The organism is Paracoccus zhejiangensis, from assembly GCF_002847445.1.
GTDB classification, from domain to species: Bacteria; Pseudomonadota; Alphaproteobacteria; order Rhodobacterales; family Rhodobacteraceae; genus Paracoccus; species Paracoccus zhejiangensis.
Map to the genome: position 1 here is coordinate 88,715 of NZ_CP025431.1, position 14,768 is coordinate 103,482.

Annotated in this window: 9 protein-coding genes; 2 read left to right on the plus strand and 7 right to left on the minus strand. The window is 65.1% G+C overall.

Annotated elements, in window-relative coordinates; all coding sequences use genetic code 11:
* Together CX676_RS19740 and tssH are read right to left on the minus strand one after the other, a co-directional pair.
* Entirely contained in the window at positions 1-576 is a 576-nt protein-coding gene (locus CX676_RS19740) for a hypothetical protein (protein ID WP_157936011.1), read from the minus strand.
* A gap of 42 nt (positions 577-618) precedes the next feature.
* On the minus strand, positions 619-3,366 hold the full coding sequence (gene tssH / locus CX676_RS19745; protein ID WP_101754514.1) for a type VI secretion system ATPase TssH: 2,748 nt from the start codon (positions 3,364-3,366) through the stop codon (positions 619-621).
* A 543-nt stretch (positions 3,367-3,909) separates the two neighbouring features.
* Between tssH and CX676_RS19750 the strand changes: the two genes are divergently transcribed.
* On the plus strand, positions 3,910-4,287 hold the full coding sequence (locus tag CX676_RS19750) for a hypothetical protein (protein WP_101754515.1): 378 nt from the start codon (positions 3,910-3,912) through the stop codon (positions 4,285-4,287).
* Between the two features lie 29 nt (positions 4,288-4,316).
* Here CX676_RS19750 and CX676_RS19755 read toward each other — a convergent pair whose 3' ends face one another.
* Positions 4,317-5,867 carry a hypothetical protein gene (locus tag CX676_RS19755; protein WP_101754516.1) on the minus strand — a complete coding sequence of 517 codons (1,551 nt, stop codon included), beginning with the start codon at positions 5,865-5,867 and terminating at the stop codon, positions 4,317-4,319.
* 145 nt (positions 5,868-6,012) lie between these two features.
* Here CX676_RS19755 and CX676_RS19760 point away from each other — a divergent pair, with 145 nt between their 5' ends.
* Complete coding sequence (locus tag CX676_RS19760; protein WP_101754517.1) at positions 6,013-7,125, plus strand: phosphatase PAP2 family protein; 1,113 nt, start codon at positions 6,013-6,015, stop codon at positions 7,123-7,125.
* 15 nt (positions 7,126-7,140) lie between these two features.
* Here CX676_RS19760 and CX676_RS19765 read toward each other — a convergent pair whose 3' ends face one another.
* The 4 genes from CX676_RS19765 to CX676_RS19780 all read right to left on the minus strand — a co-directional run bounded on the left by CX676_RS19765 (position 7,141) and on the right by CX676_RS19780 (position 14,631).
* Positions 7,141-9,681 (minus strand): S8 family serine peptidase, encoded by a 2,541-nt coding sequence (locus CX676_RS19765; protein ID WP_101754518.1) that lies wholly within the window; start codon positions 9,679-9,681, stop codon positions 7,141-7,143.
* Between the two features lie 79 nt (positions 9,682-9,760).
* Positions 9,761-12,325, minus strand: coding sequence for a calcium-binding protein (locus CX676_RS19770; RefSeq protein ID WP_101754519.1), 2,565 nt, complete (start codon positions 12,323-12,325; stop codon positions 9,761-9,763).
* A gap of 123 nt (positions 12,326-12,448) precedes the next feature.
* On the minus strand, positions 12,449-12,730 hold the full coding sequence (locus tag CX676_RS19775) for a hypothetical protein (RefSeq protein ID WP_101754520.1): 282 nt from the start codon (positions 12,728-12,730) through the stop codon (positions 12,449-12,451).
* Positions 12,731-12,762: 32 nt separating this feature from the next.
* Positions 12,763-14,631 carry a hypothetical protein gene (locus CX676_RS19780; protein WP_101754521.1) on the minus strand — a complete coding sequence of 623 codons (1,869 nt, stop codon included), beginning with the start codon at positions 14,629-14,631 and terminating at the stop codon, positions 12,763-12,765.
* Positions 14,632-14,768 lie beyond the last annotated feature (137 nt).

Genomic DNA, 14,768 nt, shown 5'->3' on the forward strand with positions numbered 1-14,768 from the left:
TCAGAGTGTAATCGGCTCTAGCGATGCGCAATATTTGAAGCTGACGGGCGTGGTGAAATACTCCTCCACATAGTCTTCCTTCCCGCTCATCGAGAACAGGGAACTGGCCGAACCTTTTCGCGGGCCCGCCGAACCGGAGCCAATCAAGAACCGGAGCGACATCAGGAACGCATCGATCGGCATCTGGTATTTTTCGAATTCCATCCATTCAAACAAGGTCATACCGCTGCCATCGCCCCTCTTGCGGGACTGGAAGGCCTGCAACAACGCAAGTTCGGTGCCCGAAAGCAATGGAAGCAGGACAAAGTGATGGTCCGGTGAAATTCCGATCGCAACGATCTTGTCATCGGCCAGCGCCTTTCTGATCGCTTTCTCGCAGGCCTGGAAATTGGTGTGTGGCAGGACGACTATCGAGCCCGGAACCGCAAGACTCTCGGACAAGACCGTGGCGTTCGCTGAACATGCCGTCGGATCAGCGCTTTCCCCGCCCCCCGCTACAAGCTTCGCATAATGCTGGGGATCTCTCTGGAGGTTTCCCAGAACGATATTCAGCAACTGCTGTCCTCTTTTTCCCATCGCCGGTCCTTTCACGTCTTTGGGTGGTCGCGTGGACTGGAGCTACTCGAACCCATATTCAAACCCGCCATCTCCGCCACCGACCGTCACTTTCTTCAACTCGCGTCCCTCCAGCCGATAGCCCAGTATCTGCCGGCTCAACTCGGGCATCAGCGTGTTGGTCAAGATCGCATCGATCATCCGCCCGCCCGACTCGATCTCGGTGCAGCGGTCCTTGATGACCTGCATGGCGCCATCCTCGATGACCAGTTCGGCGCCATAGCCCTCGCCCAAGCGCTTCGCCAGGCTGCGCAGCTTGTGGCCGGCGATCGCCTCGATCATCACATCCGACAGCGGGTAATAGGGGATCGTCACCACCCGCCCCAGCAGCGCCGCCGGAAACACCTTCAGCAGCGGCGCGCGCAAGGCCCCGTTCAGATCCTCGGCATCGGCGGCGACCTTGCCATCCTCGGTCATCGCCATGATCTCTTCCGATCCAACATTCGAGGTCAGCAGGATCAGCGTGTTCTTGAAATCGATCCGCCGCCCCTCGCTGTCATCCATCATCCCCTTGTCAAAGACCTGGAAGAAGATCTCGTGCACATCGGGATGGGCCTTTTCCACCTCGTCGAGCAGCACCACCGAATAGGGCCGCCGCCGCACGGCTTCCGTCAGGATCCCGCCCTTGCCGTAACCGACATAGCCCGGCGGTGCGCCCTTCAGCGTGCTGACGGTATGGGCCTCCTGGAACTCGGACATGTTGATCGAGATGATATTGTCCTCGCCGCCATACATCAGCTCGGCCAGGGCCAACGCGGTCTCGGTCTTGCCGACGCCCGAGGGCCCGCACAGCATGAACACCCCCACCGGCTTTTCCGGCGATTTCAGCCCGGCGGCCGAGGTCTGGATGCGGTTGGCGATCATCTCCATGGCGTGATCCTGCCCGACCACGCGCTGCGCCAGGTTGGCCGCCAGCGACAGCGCCTTCTCGGTCTGGCTGGCCATCATCCGGCCCATCGGGATCCCGGTCCAGTCCTGCACCACCGAGGCCACCGCCACCTTGTCCACCGCCGGCAGGATCAGGGGCGTCTCGCCCTGCGCCGCGATCAGCGCCGCCATCTTCTCCTTCAGCGCCGCCAGCGCCGCGGCCCGGTCAAAGGGCGGCGGCGCATCGGCAGCGGCCTCCCCTGCCCCCTCCGCGCCCTCCTCGGCCGCGTTCTCCCCGGCCAGTACCTCTTCCGCATCACCCACGACGCCGGTCTCGTCGACCCGTGCCCCGGCGCTGCGCAATTCGGCCCTCAGGTCAAGGATCTCGCCGACCAGCGCCTTTTCCGCCTCCCATCGCGCCCTTGCCGCCTCCAGCGCCTCATGCGCGGCGACCAGCCCGGCCTCGACCTCGGCCTTGCGCTCCTCGACCTCGATGCCGATGGCCTCCTCGCGCTCGATGATCCCCTGCTCGATCTCCAGCGCCGAGACCCGGCGCTCGAGGTCCTCGACCTCGGCAGGCGTGGCGTGCTGCGACACCGCCACCCGCGCGCAGGCCGTATCCAAGAGGCTGATCGCCTTGTCCGGCAATTGCCGCGCCGGGATATAGCGGTGCGACAGCTTCACCGCCGCCTCGATGCTTTCATCCAGCAGCTCGACCTTGTGGTGTTTTTCCAGCACCCCGGCGATGCCCCGGCACATCAGCACCGCCTTTTCCTCGTCCGGCTCGTCGATCTTGACCGTCTGGAAGCGCCGCGTCAGCGCCGGGTCGGGTTCGATATGCTGCTTGTATTCGGCCCATGTCGTCGCCGCGATGGTGCGCAATTCGCCCCGCGCCAGCGCCGGTTTCAGCAGGTTCGCCGCATCGCCGGTGCCCGCCGCCCCCCCGGCCCCGATCAGCGTATGGGCCTCGTCGATGAACAGGATGATCGGCACGTCGGATGACTGCACCTCGTCGATCACCGATTTCAGCCGCTTCTCGAACTCGCCCTTGACGCTGGCCCCGGCCTGCATCAGCCCGATATCCAGCATGTGCAGATCGACATTCCTCAGCTGCGGCGGCACGTCGCCCCGCGCCAGCCGCTGCGCGAAACCCTCGACCACGGCGGTCTTGCCCACCCCCGCCTCGCCGGTCAGGATCGGGTTGTTCTGCTTGCGCCGCAGCAGGATGTCGACGATCTGCCGGATCTCGGCATCGCGCCCCACCACCGGGTCCATCTTCCCGTCCCGTGCCCGCGCCGTCAGGTTGGTGGCGAACTGCTCCAGCGACGATTTTCCGCCCGGCCGGGGCTTCGCGGCCTTCGCCGCATCCGGTTCCGCCGTGCTGGTCCGCTCCAGCGACCCCGCCAAGAGATCGTCCAGCTGCCCCGCCATCACCGCCGGGTCGAGTTTGTCGAATTCAAGGCTGATCTTGTAGAGCAGCCCCTCCAGCACCGGCAGTTGCAGCGCCCCCAGCAGCACATAGGCCGATCGCACCGTGTCATCGCCGAAATTCAGCGAACCGAAATTCCACGCCTCCTGGATCGCGCGGAAGATATGCTCGGAAAACTCTTCGACCGAACTCGCGCCAGTGGGCAGCGCATCGGTCGCGCGCAGTACATCGCCATCGAACCTGTGCCGGTCCACCCCCGCCGATTCCAGCAGGATCGCCACGTCCGAGCGTTCCGTATCGGCCAGCGCCGTGATGAAATGCACCAGCTCGACATAGGGATTGCCGCGCCGCTTGGCCGCCTGCGCCGCCTCGGAAAAGGCCTTGAGGCAGATCGGGTTCAGCTTGCCGACGAGTTCTTTTCGCTTGATGATCTGCTGCGATCCGCGAGCGGTCATGGGAAACGCCTCCAAAACGCCCGCTGAATTCAGTGGCGATTATCAGAATGGTTTAAGGATTCGCCTGCTGATATTATATTGGAACCGGGTTTCTGACCAGATTGTTGATGAAAATTCCAATCGGTCCGTTTTGCACGACAGATCTGTAGCTGCCGTGCCTTACCACCGGCTAGGACACTGTCTCAGCAACGGAATTCTGGACCCTTGCGAAATCTCTGATTCTCCCATCCGCCGGCCCTGATTCCGATTGCGGCCCGACCAATCCTCCCGCGCAGGAATATCCTTCGGACCTGCGCCGGGCATTTATCCGCTCCCGATCTGGATCGGTCTAACCACGGAATAGGTCCGTCCTGCAGCACTCGACAGATTCCCCGGCGGGGACCCGTGGATCGCCCGGGGCCGCCGCCGCTTCCGGGATGTCACCCTCGGTCCGGCAAGCCCGGGCGCGTCGAATTAACGCTGCGATGACGGCGGTGTTCTAGGAAGGAACTGCACGAGAGGTTGCGCGGATGGGGGCCGTTCGACAGGGCGGGGCAAGGGGCGATGGCACAGGAACTGGCGCGAGCGGAGAGGTTTTCAGAGCTGAAGCTGGCGCTCGTCGATGCGATCTGCGCCCTGAGCGAGCATGAGCGCGATCTCGAGTCGCGGCCGGACAAGACGCCCGGGGATCGGGCCGACATCTCGGCCTTCTTCCTGCTGCGGTGCCGGTTGAACGACGCCATCCTGACGCTGCACGCGGTCGAGGCGGGGTGGCGCTCCGGGGATGCGGGATCGGTCGGGAGGATCGGGGCCGCGCTGGCCGAGATCCGCGCCATCGCCCCGGCCATCCAGCAACGCGGATCGGCGCAGGCGGCCTGCCGCCGGATGATCGATCTGATCGAGGCGCTGCCGGTGCGACCCGGCAGCGGGGGCAAGCGGTGATGCGGCGCGGTCACGGCCTTCCCGCCCCCTCAATAGAGGGATCGCAGCACGTCGTTGGGCAGGTTCGACCGGCGCAGCGAGGCCACCGGATAGTCGGGATCATCGGCGATCTGCCGGATCTCGAACCCGTTCTCCAGCGCCGTCAGCCGCCGGATCGCGGCCGCCGCCCGGTCGAGGTTGCCGGCCCGAGCCTCGAAGATCGCCTGGTAGCGCAGGGCCGGGCGCGAGGCCGGGGCGATGGCGACGGCGTGATTGGCGAGCTTTCGCGCCTCGTCCATGCGGTTGGTCACCAGCGCCGCGAGGCAGCGCCCCATGTCGAAGAAATGCGCCGCCTGCGTCATCTCGGCGATGTAGCTGGCCCGGACCGCGGTGCGATAGGCCGCCTCGAAGCGACCCAGGCGCAGCAAGCCGGTGGTCAGCGCGTCATAGGCAAAGGGATTGGAGGGACTGATCTGCACCGCCCGCCGCGCCAGCGCCAGCCCGTCCTCGGTGCGATCGAGGATATGCAGGCAGGCATTCGCGGCCCCCGACAGCGCCATCGAATTCGCCGGGCCGTACAGCAACGCGTCATGCAGCAGCCCCTCGACCTCGTCGATCATCCCGCCATCGGCCGGCCGGGCGCGCTCGACCACCTGCAACAGCCTGAGCATCATGCGCCAGCCCGCCACCGTCGCATCTTCCGCCGGCAGGTCGCGCAGCAGGTCCTCGGCCGCGGCCAGGTCGCCAAGGCGATAGCTGAACATGCGCCGCACGGCCATGTGGATGCGCCGGTTGCCCGAGGCGATGCCGGACTGGTTGTCCAGTTGCGCCTTCCACGCGGCCTCGATCCCGGCATTCACGAAACGCGCGATCCCGGCCTGTTCGAAGGGCCTGCCGGGGCCGGGGCGCAGGGTCATCATCCGCGACCAGCAGAGGCGGTGGCTGCGCCGGTCCAGCAACTGGCCGCGCAGCACGCAGCGATCACCGGGGAAGACCATCAGCGCCAGTTCGAAATCCGCCGACTCCTCGGTTTCCGCCAGCCGCACCTCGGTCAGCGCCCGCTCCTCCAGCGCCTGCGCGAACATGTCGGCGACCAGCTGGCCCAGCAGGTAGAGATCGGGAGACAGCGTCCGGTCGACGGAAATCTGCACGGTCGTCGGCCGCTCGGTCGCGCGCGTCGCCCGGGCCTGCGGCGCTGGCTGGTCCGCCATGCGCTGCAGGTTCAGCCAATGCTCGAATTCGGGATCGCGGATGTCGATGCCCTGCAGCAATTCGCTGTCCGGGCCATCCTCGGGTGGCAGGATGGCGATGCGCGAGGGATCGAAGGACAGCACCTGGCGATCGCTGTGCAGCAGCGCGCCTGCCGATCCCAGGGATTGCCGCAGTTGATAGACTGCCTGCCGCAGGCTGGCCGAGGCCTGCGCCTCGTCACGGTCGCTCCACAGCCGGTCCTGCAGCCAGACCCGGCTGCGGCGCATGTCGGGGGCCAGCGCGATCAGCGCGACCAGGGCCTGCGTCTTCATCCCCTTCGGCGTGAGCGGGGTGCCATCTTCGGCCAGAACGGCCATCGGACCATAAAGTCGCAGCCTGATCATCAGCATGAAAACCCGGAATCACGGAATTCGGGTATAATAACACAATACTCTGCCCGATCCGCGACTGAACGCCGGATAAATCGCCTTGCGGTCGTAGCGCGGATCGACCCCCGGACTCGATCGAACACCATCACCAAGAGGAGGACGAACCATGGGCACGTCAGGACATTCCGGCCATTCCGGCCACTCGGGACAATCCGGTCACTCGGGCCATTCCGGCCATTCCGGTCACTCCGGCCTTTCGGGTGATGCCGCCTCGCATGCCGGCAGCGGGTCCTCGCCGCTGCTCAACCAGGCGCTGGTCACCACGCGGGACGGCATCGTCGGCTACTGGAAGCCGCAAGGCGCGGCCGTGATGCCCGGCAATGCCAACATCCTTTACCTGCGGCCGTTCCGGCGCGGCTATATCCTCGATCACGAATTGCAGCGGCATGTCGTTGTCGGTTCCCCGACCAGTTTCAACGGTCAGCCCGCGGAGGGGGCAAACCTCGTGCTCACCGGAACAGCGCAAGTCACCGTGGCGATCCCGCGCCCGCCTGCCGCTGTCTTCGACCAGCAACTGAAGCACATGCACAGCTATGCCGATCTGCGCGACGACCGGCTGGCCGAGATCAATGTCCAGATCGGCGACCTGCTGTCGTTCTTCGGGGCGCAGGTCTACCTGGACGACGAGCGCCACCGGCTTCAGCTCGAGGTCTTGACCGCCACCGTCCGGCTGGCGGGTCATGTCGAGATGATGGTCAAGCATTTCTGCCGCTCGCCCCGGCCGCTGGATCTGGCTCCCGAGGTCCAGCCGATGATCCAGACCCCCGATCACAGCAGCTACCCCAGCGGCCATGCCTGCGAGGGTTTCGCCATCGCCTGCGTGCTGAGCCGGATGCTGGGCGGAGGCGATCCGGCGGCGGTGATTGCCAACCCGAAGGATAAACGGCATCTGCTGTTCCGGCTGGCCGCGCGGATCGCCGAGAACCGTACCGTCGCCGGGGTGCATTTCCCAATCGACAGCCATGCCGGCGCGATGCTGGGGATCGTGCTGGGCGAGTTGGTCTGGGCGGTATTGGCGCCGGGAAGGAATGCGCAGAACACGTTCGACGTGCCGGAAATCATTGCGCCCTATGTGAATGCCAACGGGGCGCAGGACGAGTATTACGACATCGATTTCACGCTGCCAGAGCTGAGCGAAAGACTGAGAGCTGCGGGAAATCAGCCGGTCGAGATCACGCGCTCTCAGGTCTTGACCGGGATCTGGAACAAGCTGACCTGACCGGCAAGGCCGTTCTCAATACCGCCGCCGCGGCCTGCGCCCCGGCGCCAGCGGCGGCCCAAGAACGCCGATGCCAAGCCGGGGGTCGGGCGGCTCGGTGTCACTAAGCACCTTAACCAGGATCTCATCCTTGCTGCCCGGATTCGGCGTTGCGCTGTACAGATCGACGAGGGCCCGCGTCACATGGGCCGTCGCCGTCGAGCTGCCGCTGAACAGGACCGACGAGCCGCTATAGACGCCGCTCGCGCGCTGACCCGGCGTGGCGGCACCATCCTCGGCCACCGCGCTCAGATCGGGGCGAAACCTGGTCCCAATGGCCCCGCCCGAGCCGGTATAGGTGGTCGCGCGGCCTTCGGGCGACAGGACTGCATCGTCATCGTCAGTGGCATTCGTCATCGCCGCTCCGACGACGATGAAGTCCTCGCCGGCCTTGGTGGCAAAGGCCGAGATCGTGTTCTGCCGGCTGACCGGCGATGCGCCGGCGGGCAGGTCGAACTTGCGGGTTCGGGGATCGCGCCCGGTCAGCGTCGAATGATCCAGGTAGGATTGCTTGCCGTAGGCCGGATAACCCGACAGCGTGTCATCGCGCTGGATGCCCAGCTTGATGCTCAGGGGAGAATTGCCCGTGTTCGTGAAGGTCAAGCAATAGGTCCCCGATGGTGCCCGCAGGAAGTCCGCATCCAGTTCCAGCGTCGACCTCAAGGCGAAGGTGATGACCCTCTGGTCGCCTTCCTTGCTGGGATAGACGCGCCCCACCCGCGCCCCATTGCATACCAGCACCGCATCGAATCCCCCGGCCTCGGTCAGCGTGATCTCCTCGCCCGACGGCGTGACGATTGTCAGTTCCAGATCATGCGCCGAATTCGGACGTATTTCGAGGAAACTGGCGCTTTGATCGCCGGGCGGCACCCGCCACTCGACCGTTTCCGAACCGCCATGTGTATCCAGCGCGAATGCGCCCGACATCCGCGTGCGATAGTCATTGCCCGCCGCGATGACGACCTTGGTCGGCGCGCTGTGGTCGCTGCGTTTCCGCGCCAGGTATTCCAGCCGCGATTCCAGGAAGCCGGTGCCGTCCTTCGGTCCGGCGGCATTGGCGAGACTGATATTGACCACCACCGGCACCGCACGTCCCGAATTCTCCCAGTTGTCGACCCAGTCGAGGATCCGCTGCATGGCGATCAGCACGAAGACTTCCAGCCGCGCGCCCGAGGTGTCCTCGATCACGTATTCCGGCAGTTCGACCGCGACGATGGGGCGGTTACCGGGCGCGTCGTCGGGCGGGAAACCGGCGGCAATGTCCAGGATATGCGTTCCATGCCCGGCGCGGAATCCGACCGGGCGCTCGCGCGCGGGTGTGTCATAGTTTCCGCCGCGCAGGTGCGCCGCGTATTGCTGTGCCCGCTCGCGATATTTGTCGGGTATGCCCTTATCCCGGTCAAGGTCTTCGGCCAGGATCAACCGCTGCGCCACCCGGTCAAGGTTGTTCCGATCTGTCCCGGCGATCTCCTCCAGCAGCTCTTTGACGACGCCGAGCGCCCGTTCGGGATCCGAGTTCGCACCCGGCAGGGGGTGAAACCTGACCAGCTCCGAGACGCCATTCACCGGCGGGCTGATGCTCAGCATGTGCTCCAACCGCCGCGCCAGTTCGAGACTCCACGAGAAACCCTCGTCCCCGGGACCCTCCTGCGTCCGGTCATCTTCCAAGCGAAGGGCCTCGTCCTCCATCAACGGATACATCGCAGATCCATAGTCACCACTGCGCAACAGGTCGTAGAACAGCCGCTCATCGCCGTTCGAATCGTTCAGCATCAAGTTGATGGCAGTGGCGCTGAACTCCCGCCCGATCATCAGGTCGGTCAGACCCGCCAGCGTCTCCTGTCGCTGCCGCCAGAAATGCCGGATACGGGTCCCGCCATTCGCCGCGCGGAAGCGGGCATTGGCAATCCCGATCTCGGCATCGATGATCGCGGTGACCACGGGGCTGTTGGCGACGGTCGGAGGAGCGGCCGGGGCAGCCGGTGCCGGTGTCGGTAACGCTACCGGAACCCCGGGATTGAGCAGCGACCGCAGCGAGAGACCCGGCACATAAGGGCCGGTGCGCAGCTCCTCGAGTTGATTCGCCAATGGAAAGGGCCACCATTCCAGCGTGTAGATGAAGAAGAACCGGGCCTCGTCCGGCAGTGTCGTGCCGGCGGCGAATGAGAACAGTGTATCGCTGGCATGACGGTCGAGCAGGATGATCGGCAAGGGCCAAGGAGACTTTATTTTCCCTGCTGCCCCGAGACACGTCTTCGCATTGTCCTCGAGCTCGGTAGAATCTTTTCCCTTCAGCCGGACATAGACTGGGCGGAAATGCGGCAATTCGAACGTGCCCATCACTGCTTGATCGGCAACTTTTTGATCGGCAACTTTTTCACTCGCGTCCGCGTTCGGCACGATGAAGCTCGGAAACCTGTGCTTCAGATGTTCGGGCCGGATCTCCTGCGCCCAGTCTGCATAGGGGGTTTTCGACCCCAAAGCCTGGCTGTTGAGCAGAATCCATTCGCAATCCATGCCGGTCGCCTCCCCTTGGGTCATTTTGCCACGACAGGGGGGCCGCAAGCAACGGCCGCCCCCGTTTCCTGCACGGTTCCTAGGCCAGCAACTCGGTGGGGTCGGTGACTCCGGACAGATCGAGAAGCGTGATCGTCGCGCCCGACGACAGTTCCACCAGGGTATCCGGCCCCGCCTCGCCGCCCAGTTCGGCCTCCGAGATCGCGGTGATGGTGACCCCGCCGGTCAGGACCAGCAGGTCCGTGTCGAGGCCGAAATCCTCGATCAGGTCATCGCCCGAGCCCGGGGCAAAGACGAAGACATCCGCACCGTCCCCGCCGTTCAGCGTGTCGTTGCCCGACCCACCCTCGAGACGATCCGCGCCCGCCCCGCCCTCAAGCCGGTCATTGCCCGCATCGCCGCGCAGATCGTCATCGCCAAGGCCGCCCTCGAGGAGATCATCGCCGCCGCCGCCCCGCAGGTCATCCGACCCCGCCTGGCCCGAAATGCCATTGTCGGCGGTGTCACCCCAGATCGTGTCCGCGCCGCCGGTGCCGCGGATATCCTCGACATTTCGCAGCAGGTCGACATCGCCGAACCCGTCTGTTACCCGTGCGAAGCCATCGCCATCGACCTGCGACAGATCGGCGAAGATCGGCGCGCTGCCGCCAAAGTTCGCATCACTCGAATAGTCGGCGCGATCACGCCCGGCGCCGCCATCCAGCGTATCGTCCCCAGCCAGCAGGCCGAACCGTTCATCCCCGATGCCGCCGGCAATGCTGTCTGAAAATCGCGTCGCCTGCAGTCGTTCGATCCCGGTGAAGTCATCACGGTCGCCGAACGGATCGACAAGGACGGTCCCGGTCCCCGCCTCGGTTGCACTGAATGCGACCACCAGGCCGCGGCTGCCGCCGTGGTCATCGGCGGTCTGATAGATCAGGATGTCCCGCCCTCCGCCCGCACCGTGGATCGTGTCATTGCCGCCGAAGGGGTCGAAAGCGTCCGGGTCCTCGCCGTCGCTCCCGATGATCAGGTCATCGGAATTGGTCCCAAAGACCCGTTCGATGTCGATCAGGATATCGGTATCGCCATAAGGGTCGGTGGCAATGCCGCTGGCCAGATTGACCGTGACACCGGCCATCCCGCCATCGAATTCAGCCTGGGAATAATCGACGAGATCCCAGACAAAATTCGCGTCATCCTCGGTGCCGCTGCCACCATCGATCGTGTCATTGCCGCGACCGCCGTCAAACAGATCCTCGTCGGCGCCCCCGTTCAGTCGGTCATCGCCCGCAAAGCCCGACAAGCGGTCGTGGCCATCTGTGCCGTCCAGAACATCATTGCCCGAGGTGCCCTCGATATGGTTGACGCCGGCGACAACCCAGGTGCCGATTGTCACGTCCGCGAAAGCGATCTCCTCGATGCTGCTGAAGCGATCCTCGCCGTCGCGCCCCGCCACCAGGTCGGTCACGACATAGACGCCGTTGCTGTTGGTGAAGCTGTAATCGGCGCGGTTGCCCTGCAGCACCAGGGTGTCGAAGCCCGTGCCGCCCTGCAGGCTGTCATTGCCCGCGCCGCCCTCGATCACGTCATCTGCGCCGCCGCCGTCGATGCTGTCCGCGCCCGCGCCGCCGCGCAGCGTGTCGATGCCGTCATGGCCGCTGAGCTGGTCCGCACCTTCGCCCCCCTCCAGCACGTTGGCCGCATCGGTGCCGATGATCGTGTCATCGCCGTTCCCGCCCCCGGCGTTCTCGATGCTGACCAGCACGTCGGTATCGACCCAATCGCCGCCATCGGCCAGCCCGACCGGCGTATCGGCCGGCAAGCCCGCCAGTGTCAGCAGGTTCACGGCCTCGACCACCGCCGAGCGGTCCATGGCGCGCAGGTCGATCCTGACCGGCTCATCGGCCTCGAGCGAGGGATAGACGACCCAGTCATTGCCCGGTCCGACATCGATGAAGTCGTTGCCGCCGGCCTGGCCGGCGATGATGGTGTCATTGCCGGACCCGGCGTGAACCACGTCGTCGCCATCGCCGATGGTGATGCGGTCGTCGCCCGCGCCGCTGTCGACCGTGTCATTGCCGGCACCGGTGTCGATCACGTCATTGCCGCTGCCGGTGATGACCCGGTCCGCGCCGGCGCCGGTGGTGATGACCAGGTCCTCGGTCGCACCCGGCATCTCGATGGTCTCGGAGGGATCGCCCTGCGGATCGACCGGCTCCCCGTCAACGACCAGGTCCAGCGCCTCGAAGCGCCGAGCCTGCAGCGACAGCGTGTCGAAGCGATAGGGCTGATCGAAAAGGCCCGCCTCCAGCTGCGCGACATAGGCCAGGATCTCGGCCCGGATCGCCGGGTCATTCCATTCCGCCGCGGTCAGCGACAGGCGCAACACGTCGCGACCACTGCCGCCGTCATAGATGTCGGCGCAGCCCCCGTCATCGCCGGCATCGCTGGCGACGAAAACCGCCAGGTCATCGCCCGAGCCGGCCAGGACCCGGTCTCGGCCCGCGCCGCCGTCCAGCGTGTCGTTGCCCCGGCCGCCCAGCAGGAAGTCGCGCCCGCCGCGCCCCCAAAGCCCGTCATCGCCGCCAAGGCCGATCATCACGTCAGAGCCGTCGCTTCCGAACAGCTGGTCTCCGCGCCCGCTTCCCAATCGCCGTGCCATCTTTCCCTACCTCCGTGTTTCCCGGGTCAAGTTGATGGTTCGATTGTCCAGGCATCCGGCGGCGAAACAAACGGGGTGGCGGGCAAGGGCCGCATTATTGACGGTGGGATGACGGTCGGGGGGTTATTCGGGCGTGTTCTGCTGGATCCAGCAGCCGAAGAGATTGACCATGTCCGCGGTCCAGCGGTCCTCGCCCGAGCCCGGTGGCGGCATGCTGCCGCTCTTGACACGGGAATAGATGGCCACCGCGTTTATGCTGACAGATCGATAGTCGCCCAGATCGATGCCCTTGGTCTTCATGTGGCTGATGTCGGTCTGGGTGAACATCTTGCTGATGTCGTTGGTCCAGGTCACGCTGCTCGGGCAGCCAAGTGCACTGAAATGCTCGCGATCATGGTTTTCCATTCGGTCTTCTCCCTCTGCTGAAAGTTGCTTGCTCACCGGGTCAGATAGCGGTTCCGCGGTATGTCGATCAGGCCCTCGGGGCCCTCCGGCGCGGGCGTCTCTGGCTGGCCCGTGCCGCCGGAACCGCGCGCAAGGATCACGCTGAAATCGCCCGCCTGCCCGGTGGGATTCTGTCCCTGGCTGCCGTGGCATCCCATGCAGCCGCCCATGTTGTGGAAGGACCCGCCGTAATAGGTATTCTTGTGCGGCGTCCCGTCACTGTTCCATTCGGTGGTGATGTCCGGCGAGAGGCCGCCAGCGAAAAGCTGCAGCGAGCGGTTGGTCTCGACCACGATATTGGCCTGGTAATAGCTCGAGGGTGACGGGTTCGTAGCCGAGAACGGCGGTTCCGCGGTGTAGAGCGAGCCGTTCGGCAGGTTCGGATCCGGTATCTTGTCATAGGGGAAATACTGGACATTCACGAGTTTGTAGGAAAGCCAGGGCGCCTGTTCGATGCCGTTCTCTTGCAGGTAGCTCGCGATCGCCGCATGGGCGCCGGCATTCGCATCGATCACGTAATCCGGGATGGCGTTGTCGCGCTTGTCGACGCAGATCCGACCGGCTTGCGGCTGATGCTCCGCGTCGTTCTGGTAATAGAGCCGCTTGCCGGGTTCCTCGCAATAGCTGACATCTGCAGGCAGGCAGGTCGCCGGATCGCTGGTCAGGATCACCTCGCCCAGGTTGCTTGGCACCTCGCCGCCCTGCGCACCCGGACCGGGTTTGGGATCGAGCAGGCAAACCTGCGGAGTCGTTGCCTTCGCCGGTTCGGGTTCAAGGATGATGGCACCGTTCGCGTCCTCGACCGGCGCGCCCTCCGCCGTCAGGATATTGTCGGCCTGTTCGAAGGTGGCATAGATGAAATAGGGCGCGGACGGTGTCTTGTGGATGATATGCAAGGCCTGCAGCCCCCAGGTGGCATCACGGTAGCAGGTGTCACCCCCGGCGGACTTCTCGTAGAAACGCGCGTTCTGCGTGTGGAAGCGGCCGGACGCCTGTTCGGACGGGTTCAGCGGACGCCAGCCCGCCTTGACCTCGATGGTGCCAAAGGGAAGGCTGACCATCTTCGGGCTGCCCGCTTCCGGGCTCGCCTTGTTTGCCGCCAGGTAGGCCTTGGTCTCGGCAACCACCTCGTCGGGCACCGCCGACCACCAACGATTGCCCTCGTCCGTCGGGTCGCTGTTTCCTGCGACATATTCGTAAAGCGTGCGGTTGGACTTCGCCAGGAACCGGATCAGCTGCGGCGCGGAGTTCCCCGGCGAACTCGACGGCTCGACAACGCCGGCATACATGCTGGCCAATGTGATCTGGTCGGTCTCATCAAGATTGATCCAGGGCACGGGATTACCCGACTGCGCGGGATCGCAGGCCGCGATCGCGGTCGAATAGTTGTATTCTGGCAGCGCATCATAGCCATAGGACGTGTCGCCCGCCGGACCGGGATAGCCCGGAGGATTCACGAGATTGAACGGGTTGGCATTTCCCGGGAAGGTCTCGACCTTGTGCCGGTAGGTTTCCCAGACTAACAGCCCGCAATCGGCTGACGGGTCGCCGAAGCGGCAGGTCGGGCTGGGGGTATCCCGCTGCCCGGGCTGTCCCTCCTGCGCGACGGCGGGCCAGTTCAAGGCAATGAACTCTTGCCATGCGAAGGCCGCGGCCTGCGCCGGCGTCGCCTCCGGGGCACCGCCCGAAGGCGGCGAGGCCACGAAGGGCGGATTGAGCTCGGCAGGAACCTCGGACGAGATCACGATCGGCGGGCCAGCCTCTTGGGCCAGCACCGGTCCGACCAGCGCGACAATGGCGGGCGCCAATACCAGCAGCCCGGAAAGACAGCTTCTGACCGCTCTTGAAATGATGATCGACATCGCCCCGCCCTTTCGCTGGTTCCCCGAAATTCCGTCCTTGATGGTCGTGCTGGTTAGCTATGGCACTGGAGGCAACTTGCTACGCGATGCGCAAACCTGGTTCCTTGGGTGGCTTCGCGGACTTGCAAGTCCCTTCA